22 protein-coding genes are annotated in these 21,074 nt (G+C 65.0%); 11 read left to right on the top strand and 11 right to left on the bottom strand.

The window, feature by feature from the left end:
* Positions 1-238 precede the first annotated feature (238 nt).
* Positions 239-838 carry a TetR/AcrR family transcriptional regulator gene (locus tag B2246_RS17945; RefSeq protein WP_008645082.1) on the top strand — a complete coding sequence of 200 codons (600 nt, stop codon included), beginning with the start codon at positions 239-241 and terminating at the stop codon, positions 836-838.
* A 46-nt stretch (positions 839-884) separates the two neighbouring features.
* Here the strand turns inward: B2246_RS17945 and B2246_RS17940 are convergent, their stop codons facing one another.
* The 5 genes from B2246_RS17940 to B2246_RS17920 form a co-directional block, all read right to left on the bottom strand.
* On the bottom strand, positions 885-1,661 hold the full coding sequence (locus B2246_RS17940; RefSeq protein WP_286882544.1) for an alpha/beta fold hydrolase: 777 nt from the start codon (positions 1,659-1,661) through the stop codon (positions 885-887).
* Positions 1,658-2,689, bottom strand: coding sequence for a M14 family zinc carboxypeptidase (locus B2246_RS17935; protein WP_035883269.1), 1,032 nt, complete (start codon positions 2,687-2,689; stop codon positions 1,658-1,660). The genes B2246_RS17940 and B2246_RS17935 overlap by 4 nt, the downstream gene beginning before the upstream one ends.
* A gap of 45 nt (positions 2,690-2,734) precedes the next feature.
* The gene (locus B2246_RS17930; protein WP_008645076.1) at positions 2,735-3,649 is read right to left on the bottom strand and encodes a LysR substrate-binding domain-containing protein; all 915 of its coding nucleotides are present in this window, start codon (positions 3,647-3,649) and stop codon (positions 2,735-2,737) included.
* 285 nt (positions 3,650-3,934) lie between these two features.
* Entirely contained in the window at positions 3,935-6,079 is a 2,145-nt protein-coding gene (locus tag B2246_RS17925) for a phosphocholine-specific phospholipase C (RefSeq protein WP_286882543.1), read from the bottom strand.
* 51 nt (positions 6,080-6,130) lie between these two features.
* A complete protein-coding gene (locus B2246_RS17920) occupies positions 6,131-6,331 on the bottom strand; it encodes a hypothetical protein (RefSeq protein ID WP_286882542.1) in 201 nt (66 codons plus the stop codon).
* Positions 6,332-6,787: 456 nt separating this feature from the next.
* Here B2246_RS17920 and B2246_RS17915 point away from each other — a divergent pair, with 456 nt between their 5' ends.
* Positions 6,788-7,273 (top strand): hypothetical protein, encoded by a 486-nt coding sequence (locus B2246_RS17915; protein ID WP_008645072.1) that lies wholly within the window; start codon positions 6,788-6,790, stop codon positions 7,271-7,273.
* 25 nt (positions 7,274-7,298) lie between these two features.
* Here B2246_RS17915 and B2246_RS17910 read toward each other — a convergent pair whose 3' ends face one another.
* A complete protein-coding gene (locus tag B2246_RS17910) occupies positions 7,299-8,447 on the bottom strand; it encodes a DSD1 family PLP-dependent enzyme (RefSeq protein ID WP_035883270.1) in 1,149 nt (382 codons plus the stop codon).
* Between the two features lie 217 nt (positions 8,448-8,664).
* On the opposite strand from B2246_RS17910, the gene B2246_RS17905 reads away from it, so the two are divergent.
* The gene (locus tag B2246_RS17905) at positions 8,665-10,212 is read left to right on the top strand and encodes a methyl-accepting chemotaxis protein (RefSeq protein WP_286882541.1); all 1,548 of its coding nucleotides are present in this window, start codon (positions 8,665-8,667) and stop codon (positions 10,210-10,212) included.
* 73 nt (positions 10,213-10,285) lie between these two features.
* On the opposite strand, the gene B2246_RS17900 is transcribed toward B2246_RS17905, so the two are convergent.
* Positions 10,286-10,879, bottom strand: coding sequence for a 2-hydroxychromene-2-carboxylate isomerase (locus B2246_RS17900; protein WP_286882540.1), 594 nt, complete (start codon positions 10,877-10,879; stop codon positions 10,286-10,288).
* Positions 10,880-10,936: 57 nt separating this feature from the next.
* Positions 10,937-11,665 carry an SDR family oxidoreductase gene (locus B2246_RS17895; RefSeq protein WP_286882539.1) on the bottom strand — a complete coding sequence of 243 codons (729 nt, stop codon included), beginning with the start codon at positions 11,663-11,665 and terminating at the stop codon, positions 10,937-10,939.
* 316 nt (positions 11,666-11,981) lie between these two features.
* On the opposite strand from B2246_RS17895, the gene B2246_RS17890 reads away from it, so the two are divergent.
* The 4 genes from B2246_RS17890 to alaC all read left to right on the top strand — a co-directional run bounded on the left by B2246_RS17890 (position 11,982) and on the right by alaC (position 15,246).
* Positions 11,982-12,575 (top strand): PadR family transcriptional regulator, encoded by a 594-nt coding sequence (locus B2246_RS17890; RefSeq protein ID WP_317915496.1) that lies wholly within the window; start codon positions 11,982-11,984, stop codon positions 12,573-12,575.
* The gene (locus B2246_RS17885) at positions 12,572-13,384 is read left to right on the top strand and encodes a siderophore-interacting protein (RefSeq protein WP_008645065.1); all 813 of its coding nucleotides are present in this window, start codon (positions 12,572-12,574) and stop codon (positions 13,382-13,384) included. The genes B2246_RS17890 and B2246_RS17885 overlap by 4 nt, the downstream gene beginning before the upstream one ends.
* 99 nt (positions 13,385-13,483) lie before the next feature.
* Complete coding sequence (locus B2246_RS17880) at positions 13,484-13,885, top strand: hypothetical protein (protein WP_008645064.1); 402 nt, start codon at positions 13,484-13,486, stop codon at positions 13,883-13,885.
* A gap of 143 nt (positions 13,886-14,028) precedes the next feature.
* Complete coding sequence (alaC, locus tag B2246_RS17875) at positions 14,029-15,246, top strand: alanine transaminase (protein ID WP_008645063.1); 1,218 nt, start codon at positions 14,029-14,031, stop codon at positions 15,244-15,246.
* 68 nt (positions 15,247-15,314) lie between these two features.
* Here alaC and B2246_RS17870 read toward each other — a convergent pair whose 3' ends face one another.
* Positions 15,315-16,202 carry a LysR family transcriptional regulator gene (locus B2246_RS17870; RefSeq protein ID WP_008645058.1) on the bottom strand — a complete coding sequence of 296 codons (888 nt, stop codon included), beginning with the start codon at positions 16,200-16,202 and terminating at the stop codon, positions 15,315-15,317.
* Positions 16,203-16,302: 100 nt separating this feature from the next.
* Between B2246_RS17870 and B2246_RS17865 the strand changes: the two genes are divergently transcribed.
* From B2246_RS17865 to B2246_RS17850, 4 genes are all read left to right on the top strand, one after another.
* Positions 16,303-17,310, top strand: coding sequence for a tripartite tricarboxylate transporter substrate binding protein (locus B2246_RS17865; protein ID WP_286882537.1), 1,008 nt, complete (start codon positions 16,303-16,305; stop codon positions 17,308-17,310).
* Positions 17,311-17,463: 153 nt separating this feature from the next.
* Positions 17,464-18,201: a PIG-L deacetylase family protein gene (locus B2246_RS17860; RefSeq protein WP_008645054.1), complete on the top strand. Its 738-nt coding sequence runs from the start codon at positions 17,464-17,466 to the stop codon at positions 18,199-18,201.
* Positions 18,198-18,911 carry a 4-carboxy-4-hydroxy-2-oxoadipate aldolase/oxaloacetate decarboxylase gene (locus B2246_RS17855; protein ID WP_008645052.1) on the top strand — a complete coding sequence of 238 codons (714 nt, stop codon included), beginning with the start codon at positions 18,198-18,200 and terminating at the stop codon, positions 18,909-18,911. Before B2246_RS17860 ends, B2246_RS17855 begins: the two co-directional genes overlap by 4 nt.
* 111 nt (positions 18,912-19,022) lie before the next feature.
* Positions 19,023-19,973 carry a LysR family transcriptional regulator gene (locus tag B2246_RS17850; protein ID WP_008645050.1) on the top strand — a complete coding sequence of 317 codons (951 nt, stop codon included), beginning with the start codon at positions 19,023-19,025 and terminating at the stop codon, positions 19,971-19,973.
* Positions 19,974-20,146: 173 nt separating this feature from the next.
* Here B2246_RS17850 and B2246_RS17845 read toward each other — a convergent pair whose 3' ends face one another.
* The gene (locus B2246_RS17845; RefSeq protein ID WP_286882536.1) at positions 20,147-20,563 is read right to left on the bottom strand and encodes a PIN domain-containing protein; all 417 of its coding nucleotides are present in this window, start codon (positions 20,561-20,563) and stop codon (positions 20,147-20,149) included.
* Entirely contained in the window at positions 20,560-20,937 is a 378-nt protein-coding gene (locus tag B2246_RS17840) for a hypothetical protein (protein WP_008652464.1), read from the bottom strand. Before B2246_RS17840 ends, B2246_RS17845 begins: the two co-directional genes overlap by 4 nt.
* Between the last annotated feature and the right edge of the window lie 137 nt (positions 20,938-21,074).

The raw sequence follows: 21,074 nt of genomic DNA, 5'->3' as shown, positions 1-21,074 counted from the left end.
CGACCGGGCGGTTGTCAGCTGAAGCCCGGCGCCCTCGACAGGGCGCCGGGCTTTCATGGTGCGATACGCACGCTAAGATGAAATCGTCCGGGCCGAATGCCCGGATTCCCGGCGGCCGGAAAGTGGCGTGGTTTTGCAATCGCCACCTCCGTCGCGGGTTCCCGGCCTGAATGGCCGCTGGTTGGCTCCGGGAAAGTCCCGGTTGTGTATCTATCTTCGTGTAGATAAAGTGGCGACCATGAAAACGCAACCTGTCCGCGAGCAACTGCTCGAACACACGCTGATCCTGATCCGCCAACGCGGATGCAACGGCTTCAGCTATCGCGACCTGGCCGAGCTGGTGGGCGTCAAGACCTCCAGCATTCATTACTACTTCCCGTCGAAGGACGATCTGATCCTGGAAGCGGTCAAGGAGTACAGCCGGCGGATTAGCGAGCGGCTTGCTGGCATCAGCGCCGACCTGCCCGTGCTGGACCAGGCGCGTCAGTACCTGGAGCCGTTGCGCCAGACCTGCGGGTCGAACCAGATTTGTCTGGCGGGGATGCTGTCGACCGAGATCCTGAGCCTGCCGGAGTCGGTGCACTCGGTGCTCAAGGACTTCTATCACGTCAACGAAAACTGGCTGGCGAAGCTGCTCGAGCGCGGCCAGAAAGAGCGTGACACGCCGTACCCGGTGCCGCCCGCCATGCTGGCGCAGGTGATCTACGGGGCGCTGCAGAGCGGTCTGATTGCCGCGCGCCTGTTCGGCACGCAGGATCGTCTGGAATCGGCGGCCGAAACGCTGCTTGGCGCGCTGTGCAACAAGCGCGCTGCGGCGCTGCTCGAAGCGCACGCCTGAGTCGCGTACCAAACTATGTGCAGGACACATCATCCGCCGGAGGGCATCAGCCGTCCGGCGGTATTTTTTTGTCCTGCTTCCAGGCGGCCACTGTGTCGCACAGCCACAGAGGATCGTCGTGCGGCAGATCGTGTCCTGCCCATGGATGACGGATATGGCTGACGCCATCCGAACGCCAAGCTGCCGCCAGGTGCGCCGAGCAGGCCGGATTGACCAGTCGGTCGGCATCGGATGAGAGGATCAGCGTCGGACATGGCGGCGCGGCGGTCATGGCGCGAAATCGTGCGGCGGCCAGCAACTGCAGCCATGCCGCCTTGCGCGAGACCGGCGCGCTTTGTGCGATCTCGACCCAGCCGGCGATGTCGGCGTCGCGGGTATCGAGCCGCTCGCAGGTGAGCCGGTGCACGGTCCGTTCGCAGCGCACGCGATCTTGCCAGTGGTGGGCCATGCCTAGCAGCGCGGGCCAGTTCAGCGGCTGCAGGCGCTCCGTTATCGCGCTGAAGGGCCTCATGCTCGTATTGATCAGCACCAGCCCCGCCACGTCGTCGGGCCACGCCTGAACCCATCGGGTTGCCACCATCGCGCCGAGCGACATCGCCAGCACGCGCCATGGTCCCGGCACGCCCGATGCATGCGCCGCGGCCCGTACCGCCTCCATCATGCCGTCGACGCTGGCCGGCACCGTGGCGTCGCGCGCCGTGCCGTTGCCGGGCAGGTCGATCAGCAGCGGCTGCCCAAGCCCGCGCGATGTCCATAGCGCCGACAGGTTGCCCCAATGGCGTGATTCACGGGTCAGGCCGCGCAGGAAGATCCAGGCGCTCATGGCATGGGCGGTCCATATTGCCAGTGCGCGCGCGCCTGCTCCAGCAGGTGATCCCGCTGCGCTCCGTTCGGCAGCCAGCGATTGGGCGCCACGGCTACCCGGCCGAGAAAGTCGAACAGGCTTACATGCCGGCGCAGGACCCGTGCAGTGCGGTGTGCCTTGATGGGATTGAAAATGCCGGCACGAGAGAAAATCTGACGCGGATTCTTCTTGATCCAGAGCCACGAACCCAGTTCGAGCGTCATCGGCAGGAACAGGTTCTGCGGCGGCGCGCGGTCATACGCGAAGTCCCACAGATCGCCGTGCAGCAGGTACTGATGGCTCTGCGGCTCGAATGCGTAGCCGTGATGCGGATGGGCCTGTTCGAACATGGTCTTGAGCAGGTACATCTCGGGGAAGTGGGACATTGGTGCGTGCGTGCGCGCGTACGGGAACCAGATGCTGTCGCGCCAGCCGTAGCCCGAATGACAATCGACGGCGAAGCTCAGTGGGCGCGGCAGCAGTTCGGTTTCCACCACGTGAAGCATCGCGCGGCTTTCCGCTTCCATTGGCGCGCCCGCCCGGCCGCGATACCACGGTAGCCAGGCGCCGATACGCTGCCCACCGGCCAGGAACGGCACGGCGGCATCGGCATCCTGCGGCGCGTTGCGCATCAGATCGACACCATTCGGATTGGCGCGCGTTGCCGCATACATCCCGCCTGGATTGACGATCGGCATGAAGACCAGCCGCACCGTCTGCAACTGGCGATGTAGCAGGTCGTCCCAGGCAAGACGGCACAGCAGTGAGCGCATGTAATCGAGCACAAGCTGCGTGCCGATGCGTTCCAGACCGTGAATGCCGCCGAAGATGCCAATGGCCGGGGCGTCTGGTGCGTCGGTGCCCAGACTGGCCACGTGCACGGCAAACGTGTGGCCTTGCACGGTCACATCGCAGGCGATTTTCGAACGAAACCACGGCGCGCCGAGTTCCAGCAGCGCGAGTAGCTGGTCGTACTCGGGAAAGCTGGAGCGGCCCGGGTCGGTCATCGATGGGAGGCGTTTGGGGCGGAGGGCGCTTGGAAGACGGGCGGATCAGTTCAATATAGGCGCTGGCGGCGGCACTTCGCAATGGCGCCCGGAGGCGGCGCCGGGCAGCACCAGGCTGTCCAGCAGCGCGCTGAGCAGCCGTGTCTCGCGCCGGCTGTTGAGGCAGTACAGGTATTCGTGGATCACCGGCGCGCGGCTGGCGAACGGCACCACCGTCAAGGCCGGGTCGCGTGGCACTTCACCCATCGGCATCACGCTTGCGCCAAGGTTGTGGCGGATGGCCTCGCAGATGGCCTCGCGGCTGCCGATCACGGTGTGCGCCGGCAGTTCCTCTCCGACGGCACGGAGCGCGCTTTCCGTGGCCTCTCGCGTCATCGAGCCCTGTTCGCGCACGAGCAGGTGACAGGCGGCGAGTTCGGAAACTTCCACGCGCGGCCTGCGCGCGAACGGGTGCGCGGGATGCGTTACCAGCACCATCGGGTCCGCTGCCAGCCTGACTCGGTGCAGGCGATCGTCATTGACCGCATGCGACGACACGGCGGCATCGATGCGGTACTCGAAAAGCGCATCGAGCATTTGCCGGGAGTTGCCGATCTGGATGCTGACGCCGATGGCCGGAAAACGCTGCCGGAATGCCGCCACGCTGCGCAGGATGTAATAGGGGCCGGTTGCGCCGATCCGCAGGTTGCCCATACGGAGATTTCCGGCATTGCGCAGCAGGAAGTCGGCATTGCTCTCCTGCTGCACGATCTGCTCGGCTAGCGGCATCAGCGCGACGCCGGTATCGCTCAGGTCCACGCGGCTGGCTCGGCGATGAAACAACTCCACGCCGTAGAGCTCCTCGAGCTGGCGGATGCGCCCCGTGACCGTGGGCTGGCTGACTCGCAACTGGCGAGCGGCGGTGGTGATGCTGCCTTGTCGCGCCACCTCGTAGAAGGTCATCAGCAGATCGCCAAGCATGGGGTTCCAAACGGAAACGGGAGAGCTGCCGACTATAAGGCGGAAATATGACAGCGTGACGAAGGCCTGTGCGTGGCCAATCCGGTGCCGGGGGGTGGCTGGCCATCATGCTGCTTCACGGCGCGAGGGAGGTGATGACAGCGCCGACGCCGAGGGGCATCGTTACTTCAACGTGGAATCGGGCCCGGGGATGCCGTGGGCATCCCCGGATGAGCGACTACCTGGCCGGGCGGCTCACCAGCCCGGCAACTGCGAGGCTGCCGGACCAGCTGCCGTGAGCCGTTGTCAGGCGCCCATGGCCGGGTCGGAGACCGTATGCGTGCCGTTCTCCAGCCGGCCAGCGAAGCGGCGCATGAAACCACCCTGCTGCGTGGTGACCGTGAAGTCGTACCAGTTACCTTGCGACCCCACGGGCCAGTGCTGATCGACCTCCTTGCCGGCCGGGACCTCGAACGTCCAGGGGCCGTCGTTCCGATAGGCGTTTGGCTTGACCGTGAACGTACACGTCGCGCTGCCGCGATTGATCAGCGTGAGCCAGACCTGGGCGTTCGCCTCGTCGTAGCACACGCGGATCTCGGGCGCGGCACCGCCGCCGGCAGCCTTCTGCGCGCTGATATCGCCGACGAACGCGCGGTGATAGCCATTCGGGCCAAGCACCCAGAGGTTGTAGCGGCCACTGTCGCGGCTTACGTCGAGCTTCGCGTCGTAGGACTTGCCTGCCTCGATCGCGTAGCGGCGCGGCACATCGCCCAGATGCAGGTGGTCGTACACGTGGAATACCGCGGCCTGGGTGCCGTCGTTCTTGAAACGCAGCCAGACCGTGTTCGTGGACGGGTCCTCGAAGCCGCTGGTATGCAGCGTGTAGGGCAGCGCGCGCGACGGGCGTGTGCCACTCTTCTGGGTGGGCATCGACTGGGCGGCAACCGTTGGCGCGGGAATCTGCGCCTTGGCATCCTGCGCGGCACGCAGCGTGTCGGCATCGGTCTTCTGCAGCGGCGTGAAGGTAAGGGCCGTGTTGCTGTTCGGGTTGACGAAGTCGAACGCCGACATCAGATCGCCCATGATCGCGCGCCGGTAGGCACTGATGTTGGTTTCCGCCACGCCGAAGCGCTGTTCGAGGAAACGCAGGATCGAGGTGTGATCGAAGGCCTGGGAGTTGACCCAGCCACCACGGCTCCACGGCGACACTACGTACATCGGCACGCGCGGGCCGGGACCAAACGGCGTCTTGTCGACGCTGTAGTACTCGGCCGATGCATCCATCGTCGTGTAGCCGACGGGGTTGCCCGTGGCGTCGAGCGAGGGGGCGCACGGCGGCGGCACGTGGTCGAAGAAGCCGTCGTTCTCGTCGAAGTTGATCAGCAGGACCGTGCGGCTCCAGATCGCGGGGTTGGCCGTCAGCGCGTCGAGCAACTGCTGCGTGTACCACGCGCCCTGCACCGGGCTCGACGGCCCCGGGTGTTCCGAGTAGGTTGCTGGCGCGACGATCCACGATACCTGCGGCAGCGTGCCGGCGGCGATGTCATCGCGCAGTGCCTGCAGGAAGCCGCCATCGGGCATGGTGTTGCCGATGCCCTTGAAGAGCGGGTTCACCGTGTCGTTGGCCGGTGTGTACGGCGTGTAGGGCGAGCCGTTGGCGGCATTGCCCAGCGCCGCGTTGGCCGCGCGGTATTGCTTGAACCCAGCCAGCGGATTGTCGGTGAAGTTGTCCGGCATGTTCTGGTAGACCTTCCAGGTCACGCCGGCGGCCTGCAGGCGTTCCGGATAGGTGGTCCAGGTGTAGTTGATGCCGGTGGCGTCGAGCGAGTCGCCGCTATTGTCGATCACCGGGCCGCCGTTCTTGCCGAACGGATCATTGGTGCCGGTCCACTGGAACAGCCGGTTCGTGTTGGTGCCACCGTGGAAGCCGCAGTGGTAGGCGTCGCAGAGCGTGAATGCATTGGCGAGCGCGTACTGGAAGCCCAGTTCCTGCTCGGTGTAGTAGCCCATCGACTGGGTCTTCTTGGCGGTGGGCCACGCGCTCATGCGGCCGAGGTCCCACGCGGCCTGCGCGTCGGGCTGGCTGTGAGGCGTGCCGCTCACGCGCTGGGCGTTGCCGGCGGTCTGGTCCAGGTGATACGGCAGCACCACGCGGTTGACGTTGTTGCTGGCGTAGGTCTGCTGGAATGCGTTGCGGCCGCCCGGCAGCGGGATCGGGAAGCGGTCGCTGAAGCCGCGCACGCCGTTCATGGTGCCGAAGTAGTGATCGAACGAGCGGTTCTCCTGCGTCAGGATCACAACGTATTCGACGTCGCGGATCGATTTGGTGGCGTTGTTGGCCGGAATGGCCAGCGCGCGGCGGATGGCCGGCGGGAATGCGGCAAGCGCGGCGGTGGCGGCGGCACTGCTGCCAGCCATCTTCAGGAAATTGCGTCGGCTGCTGGAGTTCATAGCGGTTCTGCCCTGGTCAAGCGTGTCGTTGTTGGTGGCGTCCGTCGGTGCTCAGGGCGCGCATTTCATGAGCGGCTTGGCGGAATCGGGAGTATCGCCGCCGGGCGTGGTGCCGGTGGGTGGTGTGGTGCCGGAGTTTCCGGTGCTGCCGTCGCCATCGCCGCCACAGGCGGCAAGGGTCGCACACAGCAGCAGGGCCGCCAGGCACCCGCGGGTGCGGGCCCGGGTGATGGTGCGGATTGCGTCGATCATGGTCGGTGTCTCGTGCGGGGAATGGCTGGCCGCGGCGGTCTTGCCGCGGCGCGTCGCGTGACTCGCGATGCGCTTCGCAGCGTAAGCAGCCAGGTTGTCCTCGCAATGACATCGGGCCCAAGAATTCCGATGACGGCATCGGTCTTTTTTGCGCTTTGGGCCAGTCGGGCAAGCTGTCAAATTATCTGAATCATCAGAATATTGTGCTGCGATGCACCAAACCGTGTGCTATGGTTTTAGACGCTTCCCTCGAATTTTGACGCAGCGGCTCGGCTTTCAATTTGGCGATGTTTCCCTGAAAGCCGCGCCAGTCCTGGGCTGCAGGGAGGTGGCACCCGTGCTGGACGCGTCTGACCCCATTCTTGTTGCGGGTGCAACAAGCCGTGACCTTGCTTGTGATCAGGGCTTCCCGCCCCCAGTCTGGTAACTGAGCAGGGCGCTTGGAGGAGTTGCATCATGAACAACCAACCCGACTATGTCTGGCACTACACGGTGGGCACGCCACTGGCCGCGATCGCGCGCGCCGGGCGTCTCGTGCCGGCTGCCGCATTGATGCGGGAGCCGCGCCTGGGCAAGCAGGAGATTCTCTGGTTCTCACGCAACCAGCAGTGGGATCCGTCGGCGAGCAAGGATGACGGGCTGGGTCAGGCGCGTCACACGTTGACGCGCGGGGCGTTGCACACCCGATTTGGTCTTTACCGATTTGGTCTGTCGGCGCTGGACGTGCGCCTGGTACCGTGGCCGACCGTCACGCGTGTGGCGGAAATCGACGTGCCCGAGGCCATGACGATGGTGGCCAACGGACTGCGCTGCGGCGCGGCGCCGACCGACTGGCTTGGCACGCTGATGCCGATTCCCTTGTCGGATCTCCGTTTCGAGGCCTGGACCGGCGCGATCTGGGCGCGGGCCGATCTGAACGAAATCGCCGCCCAACTCGCGTAGCGGGCGGGCGCTCCAGTTCCGGCAATCAGCGGCTCAGCCCACGCGCGCTGATCGGCCAGACACATTCCACCACGCCGGCCCGGACGCCGATGATCTCGTCATAGAGATTCAGGGTCGGGTCGCAATGGCCCGGCACCAGCATGACGCGGCTGCCCAGTGCGGGCAACGCCTCGGGGGTGTCGGCGCGGCGCGGCTTCACAATGCCGTGCTCGTCGTTGGCTGCCACGTAGTCGAGCGTCGTCGACGCCGCGCCATCGGCCCAGATCCACGGCAGCCCGGAATCGACTGCCATCGACTTCAGTCCCGCATCCAGGATCACGCGGTCTCCCGCCGCCACGCTCATGACCGTGGTGGCGATGAACAGGCTATGTTCGAAGCGCAGCGTGCCCGTGTAGGCATTGCTGCCGTAGTCCGCGTCCATGAATACGTAGGAACCTGGCTGGATTTCGGTATAGACGCCACTGGTCAGGTCGAACTCCACGCTGCCGCTGCCGCCGCCCGTCACCACGTCACAGCGCACGCCGACTGCGGCGAGGCGCGCGATGACACTACCGGTGCGCTCGGCAGCCCGTGCGGCGGCGTCACGACGCTCGGCCCAGCCGCGCAGATGCTGGACGCCCCCGTGATATGCCTGCAGGCCCCGAAATTTCAGTGGCGCGTGTTTCGCGATGCGCTCCGCGAGCCGCAGCGCCTCGGATGCATCCCGCACACCGCAGCGACCCTGGCCGACATCGATCTCGACGAAGACATCGACCGTGCTGCCTGCCGCCGAGGCGGCACTGGCCAGCGCGTCGATCTGCGCCACGTCGTCGACGCACACGCTCATGCGCGCATGCCGGGCCATTTCGGCCAGCAGCGCCGCCTTGGCCGGGCTGGCGAGTTCATTGCTGATGTGGATGTCGTGGATACCGGCGCGCGCGAACGGCACGGCCTCACTGACCTTCTGGCAGCAGATGCCCACTGCGCCCTCGGCGATCTGCGCGACCGAAACATCCGGGCACTTGTGTGCCTTGGCGTGGGGACGCAGCTTGACGCCGGCCATGTCGGCCGCGGTCTGCATCCGGCTGATGTTGCGGGCGAAGACATCCAGGTCGACAACGAGCGAAGGCGTGTCGATGGCGTCTACGGGCTGGCCGGTACGCGCGGCGGGAGGCAGGTCGAAGGCGATGGACATGGCGAGATGGCGGTTGACTGGGGAGCAGGACCGGCGATACGAACCACACGATGCGCGAGACAGCGTAGCACGGTCCGCGATACCGCCGCCCGGGAGTGCTGAAAAAGCCTCTCGCAAGCCCCGTATTTGATCTATCGCAAATGAAGATCATGGATAGGCTCAAGCTTCAGGCGCGGGCGTCGTTAAGGCGGGCTTGCACCCTTATCTGTTGAGCCCCATGAATAACCTGAGCATCCGCCACGGCCTGCTGGCGACCCTGGTGATTTTCGGCCTGATGATCGTGTTTGGCGCCGCGTTGGGCGTGACCCAGTTGTACGCAGCCAGCGAGTCCGCGGAGGACATGCATCAGGTATCGTCGCGTGTGCAGTTGCTTAACAGCGCCTACAAGGACATGACACGCGCGCGCGCCGCGCTGACGCGTGCGTACAACTCGTCCAAAGCCGGTGGCGGCATCAATGCCGAGGCAATCGGCAATGCGGAAGGGTCGATCCGCAAGTCCACCGATGCGTTGGAACGCTTTGCCAGCGCGCCTGTCCTGGAGGGGCTGGATGCCTCGACACGCGAGGCCATGGTCGCTGTCGCACGGGCACACAATGACGCTGTGCAACGGGGACTCGAAGCGTTGCGCAAGGATGATCCCGATGGATTCGTGGCGATCAACGACAAGGACATCACGGCGACAGGCACGAAGTACTCGGCTGATGTCGAGCGTTTCGAGACACTCGCCACGCAGCAAACTGAAGCCGTGATCGCCAGGATCAGCACCCGTTTCAACCGGGTGCTGATCCTGGTGTGTGTCGGCATGGTGGCGTCGGTGCTGCTGATCGTGGTCGTGCATCTGGCGCTGCGCAAGCTGGTTGTGGCGCCGCTGCACCTGGCGTGCGACCTGATCATGCGCGTGGCGGACGGCGATCTGACGATCAAGGTGCCCGAAGCCGGCCGCAATGAAATCGGACAATTGCTGCGCGCGCTGTCGCGAATGCAGCATGGGTTGACGGACACCGTGGCGAAGGTGCGGGCGGGCTCCGATGCGGTGACAACCGGCGCGAAGGAGATTGCCGCGGGCAATACCGACCTGTCGTCGCGTACCGAGCAGCAGTCTTCGGCGCTGGAGCAGACTGCCGCCAGCATGGAGGAATTGACGTCGACGGTGGCCAATAACGCGGAGAGCGCCACGCGCGCCAGCGGCCTGGCCCGCGACGCCGCGGATCTGGCATCGCGCGGTGGCGAGGTGGTGCGCGGCGTGGTGCAGACGATGAGCGAGATCAACGCCAGCTCGCAGAAGATCGTGGACATCATCGGCGTGATCGACGGCATCGCATTCCAGACCAACATCCTGGCACTCAATGCCGCCGTGGAAGCGGCACGTGCCGGCGAGCAGGGTCGCGGTTTCGCGGTGGTGGCTGGCGAGGTGCGCGCGCTGGCCCAGCGCAGCGCAGGGGCCGCCAAGGAGATCAAGTCGTTGATCGATTCGTCCGTCGACAAGGTGGGCGCCGGCAGCGCGCAGGTAGAACAGGCCGGCAGCACGATCGAGGACATCGTGGTGGCCGTGCGGCGACTGGCCGATACCGTCAATGAGATCTCGGCCGCATCGATCGAACAGTCGTCGGGTATCTCGCAGGTCAGCGAGGCGGTGTCGCAGATGGAGCAGGTGAACCAGCAGAACGCTGCCTTGGTGGAGCAGGCTGCTGCCGCCGCGGATTCGCTCGAATCCCAGGCCAACCAGCTTGCCGCCGCCGTGACAACGTTCAAGCTGGCGGCTTGATGGTTCGCCTGAGGGGCCGCCTGAGGGGCCGCCTGAAGGGCCGCCCGAGGGGGATTTACCCGGGCAGGTGGCGTTAGCTGGCGAGTTGTTCCTCGACGAACGTCAGCCGGTCGTTGCCCCAGAACAATTCGCCATCGACGATGAAGCTTGGCGCGCCGAAAATGCCGCGTGCCACGGCTTCTTCGGTCACCTGCTTGAGTTCGGCCTTGACCTCGGGGTCGTCGAGCATCGCCAGTGCCTCGCGCGGGTCGAATCCCGCCGCCACCAGCACCTTGCCGATCTCGTTCGGGTCGTTGAGGTTCTTGCCGTGTTCCCACATCGCGCTGAAGATCGCGTCGACATAGCGATGGAACTCGGCGTCACCCTTGCGCTGGTAGCCGATCGCGCCACGCATCAGGGCCAGCGTGTTCACCGGAAAGAACGGGTTGTGCCGGAACGGTGCGTCGTAGCGCCGGGCCCAGCGTTCGGTATCGCCGGACGACCACTTGCTCTTGGCCGGAATCTCGGCCGGGCTATGGTTGCCCGTGGCCTTGAATACCCCGCCCAGCAGCATCGGCCGCCACACGATCGTTGCGCCGGTACGCGCCGCCACGCGAGGCAGTTCCTTGTACGCCAGGTACGAGTAAGGACTGCCGAAATCGAAGAAAAATTCCACCTGCTTGGTCATTGCATGTCTCCTTTGTGTCCGGCTTTGTGCTTCTTGGCAATGCTGGCTTGAGGGCGATTACCAGTGTTCGATCCAGGGACGCAGATCGAGTTCGTGGGTCCAGGCATCGCGTGGCTGTTGATGCAGCATCCAGTAAGTGTCCGCGATGTGCTCCGGATTGACGATGCCGTCCTGTGTCCTGGTGGCGTAGCGGTCGGGGAAATTGTCGCGGATAAAGGCGGTGTCGATGGCGGCGTCGATGATCAGGTGGGCGACGTGGAGGTTCTTCGGGCCAAGTTCGCGTGCCATGCTTTGCGCCAGCGCGCGCAGCGCGTGCTTCGCGCCCGAGAATGCCGACATGCCCTCGCGGCCGCGCGTGCTTGCAGTGGCGCCGGTGAAGAAAATCGATCCGCGCTGCCGGGGCACCATGACGCGTGCGGCTTCGCGGCCCATCAGGAAGCCTGCGAAACAGGCCATCTCCCAGACCTTGAAGTAGACGCGCGAGGTGGTTTCCAGAATCGGGAAATTCACGTTCGCGCCGATGTTGAACACCGCGACTTCCAGTTGCCCGATATCGCGCTCGATGCGCTCGATCATGGCAACCGTCTCTTCTTCCTTGCGTGCGTCGCAGCCAAAGGCATGGGCTTCGCCGCCTTCGGCCCGAATCTGCTCGACCAGTGGCGCGAGTTTGTCGACATCGCGTCGGGTGACGCAGGCGACATAACCCTCGCGGGCAAAGCGGCGGGCGATGGCGCCCCCGGTGGCGTCGCCGGCGCCGACGACGAGGATGGCTTTCTTCTCAGGCACGGTGTCTCCTCCTGCCAGGTTGAATTGCGGAAAGGGTGCTGCGTGGAATGCCTTGGGTGTCCTGGGTGTTTGCGTAGTGGCTTGCATTATGACAGGAACGATCCCATACCGTATGACCTGAGAATCCGTCCTTGACTTTATATCGTACGATATATATCTTAAGATGCATCGTAAGACTTATTGGAGTGCAATCATGAGGGACTGCTTTGGTTCTGATGGTAGGGGTGAAGGTCGCCAAGGTCATCAAGGGCGGCATGGCGGACACGGGCATTGGCGCGGGCAGCGTCACGATGGCTTGCGCGTGCTGATCCACGCGATGGGCCGAGGTGGCAGCTTCTGGTCCCGTGGAGGCGGTGGGGATTGGGACGGCTCCGATGGCTTCGATGGCGAAAGCCTGCGCCGTGGCCGCAAGTTCAGCGCCGAGGATCTGCAACTGCTGTTGCTGTCGCTGCTAGAGGAAAAGCCGTCACACGGCTATGAGCTGATCAAGGCGCTGGAGGCGCGCACGGGCGGGTTCTACAAGCCGAGCCCGGGTGTGGTCTATCCCGCGCTGACCTTCCTGGAGGATCTCGGCTACGCAACGGTCGATACCGAGGGCAACAAGAAGCGCTACCAGTTGGCAGACGCCGGCCGCGCCTATCTGGAAGAGAACCGTGAGCGGCTGGAGCAGATGCTGGCACGGCTGCAGCACGTGGCGCGCAAGATGGACTGGATGCGCCGGGCCATGCGCGGCGAGCCGCAGCGCGAGCCCGAGCAGGGCGGATGGGTGCCCGAGTTCGTGGCGTCGCGGATGCGACTCAAGCAGGCGCTGGCGCTTCGCAGCGGTGCGTCTCCAGACGAACAGCGCCGGATTGCCGCCATCCTGAGCCGCGCGGCGGATGACATCGAATCGGGAGACCAGAACGCATGAATGACGACCGCAATCTGACAGTCGAGCGCGTCCGCCATCCGCTCAAGATGCGCCTGCTCAAGGTGCTGCGCACGCACCGGGTATCGCCGCAGTTGCTGCGCGTGACACTGGGTGGCGAAGACCTCGCGGATTTCGTCTCGGGCTCGTTCGACGATCACATCAAGGTGTTTTTCCCGCCCCCGGGTGCGGAAAAGCCTGCGCTGCCAGAAGTGGGGGCCGACGGCATCCGTTTTCCGGAAGGGCAGCCCCGGCCAGAGACACGCGACTACACGCCCCGCCGATACGACAACACAGCCCGCGAACTCGACATCGAGTTCGTGCTGCATGGCGACGGGCCTGCTTCCACCTGGGCGGCGCAAGCGCAGCCGGGCCAGTATCTCGGCGTGGGCGGCCCACGCGGTTCGTTCGTGATCCCGCGCGGGTTCGACTGGCATCTGCTGATCGGCGACGACACCGCGCTGCCAGCCATGGCTCGTCGTATCGAGGAACTGGGCCCGGACGCCCGTGTGATCGTGGTGGCGGAGGTGTCGGATGCCTCGGCGCAGATTCCGCTCGCGACAGGGCCGAATGCGCAAGTGCACTGGGTGCACCGCGAAGGCCGGCCCGAAGGTAGCCAGCTTGCGCCGACGCTTCGCTGGCTCAGCTTGCCGCAGGGCGAAGGCTACGTCTGGGCTGCTGGCGAGGCCGCCGCGATGCGCGAGGTGCGCCAGTATCTGGTGGGCGAGCGCGGCATCGACAAGTCGCGTATTCGCGCATCGGCTTACTGGAAACGCGGCAATGCGGCGGTGCATGAAACGATCGACGACTGAAGAGTTGAATCGCGACATCTGAAATTTTTCGTCGCGGGCTCCGGCAGGGGCGTGGCGCGGATACACTAATCGCCACGCTCATCGACACAGGGATCTGCCATGCCGCGCCTTCGCCTGTCGCCATTGTTTGCCGTTGCCGCCGCCATCGCCGCCGCTGTTGGCACCGCGGCGTGCGCCCCCGACTCCGTGCGTAACTACGAGGCCCATGGCCTCAACAAATATCTGAACACGATCCAGGATGCGTGCGCCGACACGCGGCTTGGCAACCACAACCTGGGCGAGTGGCTGCGCAGCGGCACCACCGATAGCGACAGCGACTACGTCTACTGGCTCGACCAGACCTCCAGGCTTTACTACAGCCGCATCGATGTGCCGCAGTATCGCGACGCGATTGCCGGGTCGATGGGGGGTACCAAGTCCAATGCCGATGCGCTCGATTGCATCGTGCGCCATCTTCCTCCGGATCGTCCGACGCAGCCGCCCAGCGGCATGTTCCAGTAACGCAGCGCAACGCGCGTTGTTCGACGCGTGCAATTTATTGGTTGTGCGATCGCGCGCGTCTTGCTAAATTCAGTCCCCAGCGACCGAGACAACGGTCGCGACGTCGCTCGGACGGTTCCGGGCGCTTACGTAAAGGACTCCACATGACTGCCGATTCCGGCAAGCGCCGCTTTGCGCGCATCGATCGTCTCCCCCCGTACGTTTTCAATATCACCGCCGAGCTCAAGATGGCCGCCCGCCGCCGTGGCGAGGACATCATCGACATGAGCATGGGCAACCCCGATGGCGCCACGCCGCCGCATATCGTGGCCAAGCTCGTCGACGCCGCGCAGCGGCCGGACACGCACGGGTATTCGGCGTCGAAGGGCATCCCGCGGCTGCGTCGCGCGATCTCGCACTGGTACCGCGAACGCTATGACGTCGATATCGATCCGGACAAGGAAGCGATCGTCACGATCGGCTCGAAGGAAGGCCTTGCGCACCTGATGCTGGCCACGCTGGACCGTGGCGACACCGTGCTGGTGCCCGACCCCAGCTACCCGATCCATATCTATGGCGCGGTGATCGCGGGGGCAGACATCCGTTCAGTGCCGCTGACGCCGGGCATCGACTTCTTCGCCGAACTGGAACGCGCGATTCGCGGCAGCTACCCGAAGCCCAAGATGATCGTGCTGGGTTTCCCGTCCAACCCAACGGCGGCCTGCGTGGAGCTCGATTTCTTCGAACGTGTGATTGCGCTGGCGCGCAAGCACGACATCTTCGTGGTGCACGACCTGGCTTATGCCGATATCGTCTTCGATGGCTGGAAGGCGCCGTCGATCATGCAGGTGCCGGGCGCGAAGGACATCGCGGTGGAGTTCTTCACGCTGTCCAAGAGCTACAACATGGCGGGATGGCGGATTGGCTTCATGGTCGGCAATCCCGACCTCGTGGCCGCGCTGACGCGTATCAAGAGCTATCACGACTATGGCACGTTCACCCCGCTGCAGGTGGCGGCGATCGCCGCGCTCGAGGGCGACCAGCAGTGCGTGAAGGAAATTGCCGCCCAGTACCAGTCGCGCCGCGACGTGCTGGCACGCGGGCTGATCGAGTCGGGCTGGCCAGTCGATATTCCAAAGGCTTCGATGTACATCTGGGCCCGCATCCCGGAACCCTATCGCGCGCTCGGCTCGTTGGAGTTTTCCAAACAACTGCTGGCCAAGGCCAAGGTATCCGTATCCCCCGGTATCGGGTTTGGTGACTACGGCGATGAGTACGTGCGATTCGCGTTGATCGAGAACGAATCGCGTATCCGTCAGGCCGTGCGCGGGATCAAGGCGATGTTCCGCGCGGATGGGCTGGTGACGGCGCCAGGCGGCTGATCTGCAGTTGGTTTTTTCCCCTCTTCCGCGAGCGGAAGAGGGGAGCCAGCAATCGGCAACACCCAACCTCAGAAATATCCCACGAACCGTTTCATGATCGGCGATAGCGCATCCGCGCGATGCGCCATCAGGATGCGGCTGCCTGCGTCGGGCCCGGCGATGGCACGGTATGCCACGCCGGGGATGCCCGTGCGCGCGTAGATCGCCGGTAGCACCGACACCCCCGCACCACTGGCTACCAGACCGATGATCGTGGTGGCCTCGCGCGCTTCCTGCGCGACATTCGGCGCGAATCCGGCGCGATTGCACAGTGTGGTCACGTGGTCGAACAGGCCGCAGCCGAGTCCGCGGGGAAACAGCAGGAACTTCTCGCCGGATAGTTCACTGATGTCGATCTCTGTCTGCTCATTCGATCGCGCCAACGGGTGGCCGACCGGTAGCACTGCCACCAGACGGTCCGCCAGGACTTCCCGCACTTCAATACGCGCCGGTGGCCGGAACTGAGGCGAGGGACGCAGGAATCCAATGTCGACTTCGCCACTTTCGAGTTGCTGGAGCTGCTGACCAGTGGACATGTGCACCAGTTCAAGCCGGGCATGGCGATGTGCCTCGCGGAAGGCGTGCACGGCGCGCGGAAAGACATCCTGCATCGGCACCGACGCCGTGAATCCCACCCGTATCTCTCCTGCTTCGCCGGAGGCCACCTGCCTGACCACGTCACGCGCTTCGTCGAGATTGGCCAGTGCCGCCCGTGCCTTGTCCAGGAACAGTTCTCCGGCCGGCGTTAGCGCCACGTGATGGCGCGACCGTTCCAGCAGCGGGCTGCCCAGTTCATCTTCCAGTGCCTTGATCTGGATGCTGAGCGGCGGCTGGCTGACATGCAGCCGGCGGGCGGCCTCGCTGAAGCTCAGCGCCTCGGCCACGGCCACGAAATAGCGAAGTTGGCGAAAGTCCATTGATACGAATTCGAAATAACGAGCCACCTGAAAACATATTGGACAGTATCACGACCCGCGCCGAGAATGTGCCAGGAGATTAATAACATCTGGAGACATCATGCTGCGCGGGCTCGCTCGTATTCATGTTTTGCAGGGCGGGAGCCGCCCGATTCTGGCCGCAATGCTGGCCACCGCGCTGGCAATCGGCGCCCAGACGGCCCGCGCCGACGCGTATCCCGACCATCCGATCCGACTGGTCGTGCCGTATGCGGCGGGCGGCGCGGTCGATATCGTGGCTCGCTCGGTTGGCCAGCGCATGAGCCAGCAACTCAAGCAGCCGATCATCGTCGACAACCGCCCCGGCGCCAGCACCAATATCGGCATGGACTTCGTGGCCAAGGCCCCGGCCGACGGCTACACGATCATGATGGCCTCGAACAGCCTGGCGACGAACGCGGCGCTGTTCAACAAACTCAGCTTCAACCCGGCCACGGATTTCGCGCCAGTGGCGCGGATTGGCGAGGCATCGCTGGTGGTGGTCGTGCCGGCCAAGTCGAACATCACATCGATGAAGGGGCTGATCGCCCAGGCCAAGGCGGAACCGGGCAAGCTTAGCTTCGGTTCGGCCGGCAACGGCAGCTCGGGCCACCTTGCAGGCGAAATGCTCAAGGAGTCCGCTGGCATCGACGTGCTGCACGTTCCATACAAAGGCGGCGCGCCCGCCATTACCGACCTGATAGGCGAACGCCTGACGTTCATGCCGATCAATCCGCTTGAAGTGATCAGCCATATCAAGTCCGGCACGTTGCGGCCGCTGGCGGTGGCCAGCGCCAGCCGTTCGGCGTTGCTGCCCAATGTCCCGACCTCGAAGGAGGAAGGGCTGCCCGCCTTTACGGCCTCGGTCTGGTGGGGACTCGTGGCGCCCGCCAAGACGCCCGCGCCGGTCGTCAAGGCGCTGAACACGGCGGCCAACGCCGCGTTGAACGATGCCGACGTGCGCAAGCAGCTTGGTCAGCTTGGTGTGACGATCGTCTCAGGCACGCCCGAGCAGTTCGGCCAGTTCATCCGCTCGGAAACCACGACCTGGACCGGGGTGATCCGCAAGGCTGGGATTACCGCCGACTGAGGGGCCGACTGAGGGGCTGACTGAGTGGCCAACTGAGCGGCCAACTGAGCGGCCAACTGAGCGGCCAACTGAGCGGCCAACTGAGCGGCCGATCGAGGCCGCATCCGGGCGCCTGACTGCGCCCATTCTCTCGAAAACGTTTTTCGTATTGCCATGTCCGTACAACAAGCATCGGCTGCAAAGCCCTCCATCCTGGTGGTCAGCGCCCACGCCGCTGATTTTGTCTGGCGCGCGGGCGGTGCCATCGCGCTTTACGCCGAGCGTGGTTATCACGTGCGCATCGTGTGCCTGTCGTTCGGCGAGCGCGGCGAGTCCGCGAAGATGTGGCGGCAGCCGGGCATGACGATGGACCGGGTCAAGGTCGCGCGTCGCGAGGAAGCCGAACGCGCCGCCGAGATCCTGGGCGGCACGCTCGAATGCTTCGATCTGGGCGACTATCCGCTGCGCGTGCCCGACGAAGCGCTGCTGCGGCTGGCCGACATCTACCGCGACATTCGCCCGGAACTGGTGCTGACGCACTCGCGTGAAGACATCTATAACTTCGACCACCCACTGGCCACTCACGTGGCGCAGGAAGCGCGCATCATCGCCCAGGCGCATGGCTACAAGCCCGAGGTGCCGGTGATCGGCGCGCCGCCCGTGTTCCTGTTCGAGCCGCACCAGCCGGAGCAGTGCAACTGGAAGCCGGATGTGCTGCTCGATATCTCAGCGGTCTGGGAGAAGAAGCAGCGCGCGTTCACGACGATGGCCGCGCAGGAGCACCTGTGGGAGTACTACACTCGCGTCGCGCTTCAGCGGGGCGCGCAGGCAACGCGCAATTCCGATCGCAAGATTACCTACGGTGAGGGCTACGCCCGCATTTTCCCGCAAGTCTCGGAGGTCCTGGCATGAGAACCGTCGCTTATCGCAATATCCTGCGCGCCGAGTCGCGTGATGTCGAAGCGCTGGGCAAGTTCGGCGTGGCGACGGTGCATGAGGCCCAGCGCCGTACCGGGCTGATGAAGCCATATCTGCGGCCGATCCAGTCCGGTTCGGCAATCTCGGGCTGTGCCGTCACGGCGCTGATGCATCCCGGTGACAACTGGATGATCCATGTGGCCGTGGAAATGGTTCAGCCCGGCGATGTGCTGGTGGTGGGCCTGGTGAGCGACTGCACCGACGGCGTGTTTGGCGATCTGCTGGCAACGTCGCTGAAGGCGCGCGGCGCGCGCGGGCTGATCATCGATTGCGGTGTGCGTGACGTGTCGACGCTGAATGCCATGGGCTTTCCGGTCTGGTCCCGCGCGATTTCCGCGCAGGGCGCGGTCAAGGAGACCGTGGGCGCGGTCAACGTACCGGTGGTCTGCGCCGGCACGCTGGTACGACCCGGGGATGTGATCGTCGCGGACGATGACGGTGTGGTCGTCGTGGCGCGACCGCAAGCGGCGGACATCGCCGCGAAGGCGGCCGAGCGGGAGGCGCTGGAAGCTGGCAAGCGCGAGAAGCTGGCCTCCGGCGTGCTGGGCGTCGACATGTACAACATGCGTCCGGGGCTGGCTGAAAAGGGTCTGGTGTACCTAGATCAGACTGTCGACTGGTACAGCGGCGCCAACGAAGCCTGAGACCCCGGAGCCGGCGTCTCGGCGCGCCGGGTTTCGCATCTGGTATAAGACGTCCCACGAGATGACGATCGTTGCCGCCGGAATCGGCGGTAGCGATGCCAGGGGACACAGATGGAATTGCGCCAGCTTCAATACTTCGTGCGAGTGGTCGAACTCGGCAGCATGAGCCGGGCGGCGCTTGAGCTCGACATGGTGCAATCGGCTGTCAGCCAGCAGATCAGCCGGCTCGAGAGCGAACTGGCCACGCGCCTGCTGCGCCGGACGCCACACGGCGTGACGCCGACTGAAGCGGGCCTTGCGTTCTTTCACGAAGCCCAGCTGACGCTGCGGCACGCGGAGCAGGCGCGCCGCGCCGCGCATCAGGCGCGGCTGACCGGTACGGTCAGTGTCGGGCTGGCGCCGACCACGGCCTCGGTGATCGGTGTGCCGCTGATTCGCGCGATGCGCGAGCGCTATCCCGACGTGCGACTGCATATTGTCGAAAGCCTGTCGGGACACCTGACCGCGATGCTCAATGCGCGCCAGCTTGATCTGGCCGTGTTGTTCGATACCCATGCCGCGCGGCGCTGGACGGTCATGCCGCTGCTTGAGGAGACGCTTTTCCTGATTCAGTCCCGCAATGCCTTGCCGCAGGGTAAGGCCGAGCCGCCCACGCGTCTGACCATGGCCGATCTGTCCGAGGTGCCGCTGATCATGCCCACCGGTGTTCATGGTCTGCGCAGCACGCTCGATGCGGCATTCTCCCGGGCCAAGGTTGTGCCGCATGTCACGCAGGAGATCGATTCGCTGGCGATGCTGATGGATGCCGTCGACATGGGCTTCGGCACCACGCTGCAACCATGGGCGGCAGTGGGGCGCTATCCCGATGCGGAAACGCGATTTCACCTGGCGCAGATCGACGATCCGCAGGTAGGTCGTCAGAACCTGCTTTGCAGTCTGTCGGACGATGAGTTGTCACCCGCTGCGCTGGCGCTGCGGGTGGTGCTGGCCGATACGGCGCGTGGTCTGGTGCGATCGGGAGGTTGGCGCGGGGCACGGCTGCTAGAGGCACTATCAAAATGATTCTGGCGTCGTTGCGCGCCCTTGGCCAGTCCACTTGTACTGTCTGCGGCCGCCCCCTTGCAGGGCGCGCATGTGCTCGCAGGCACATGCCGTTCCGCAGGCGGCTCGCATACGAGCCGAAACCCCTGCTTCACCCTAGCCAGAACCGCTTCGCTTCATTTTGATAGCGCCTCTTAGTGGAGGGATAGCGGGTACGGATGACGCCCGATATCGCGAAACCCGGGCATGTGGCCGGCGGCGTGATCGAACGTGGCGACGTATTCGCAGCCCTCTGCGTGCGCGGCACGGTCGATCAGGCAATCGGCGAAACCGATGTTCCCCGACGCGAGCATCGCCAACGCGCGATAGACGACTGGAGCGGACTCGACCCGCAGCGCCCGGCTCCTGAGCAGGCGATAGATGGCCCGGATGATCTCGGGCCGCGAGCGGCGCCGCTGCAGCACCCATGCCAGTTCCAGGATGACCGCTGTCGACACGTAGCCGGGCCGCTGGGAGGTCAGACTGGCGATCAGACCGGCGGCGATCGGCGACTGTACGGCATCGTCGTCCAGGATCAGCCGCGCCAGCACGCAGGTGTCCAGCCCGATCATCCCTGACGCCCTCCAGGTTGGCCAGCGGCCAGTGGCCGGAAGAAATCCGTACTCGGCACATAGAACTCCACGCCCTGCTCGCGGTAGGTCTGAGCCAAGCAGCCGAACAGCGGGTTCGCCGATGCTCCGGCGTACGGCATGTCCTCAAGAGCCGGCCAGTCCCCCGCATTGACGACGGTGGTGGGGTCCCACCCCATGCTGGACATGAATTCCTCCATGACGGAGGATTTGATCAGCAGGTCGATCTGCCCGGGTGTCAGCGGCCGGCCGTCGTGCCGCATACAGCCCCGCAATGCCAGCAGATGGGGGCAGGGGCCTTCCGTGCCGGTCTGGCTGGCACGCCTGGAGGTACTGAATTCGATGATGTCATCCATGATGTGAACGGCTCCTTGGAGGTTGAGAGAGCGGCACCGCGGGTGCCGTGTTCGATACTCTGGGCCAGCGCAGCCGGGATGGATATGAGACGGATCTGAAAGGCCTCCCATGCAACCCCATCGCGATCCTCCGCCAC

Source organism: Cupriavidus sp. UBA2010 (assembly GCF_002335265.1).
Lineage (GTDB): Bacteria > Pseudomonadota > Gammaproteobacteria > Burkholderiales > Burkholderiaceae > Cupriavidus > Cupriavidus metallidurans.
Note: the sequence above shows the minus strand (reverse complement) of the source record. Positions and strands in the feature narration are given on the sequence as shown.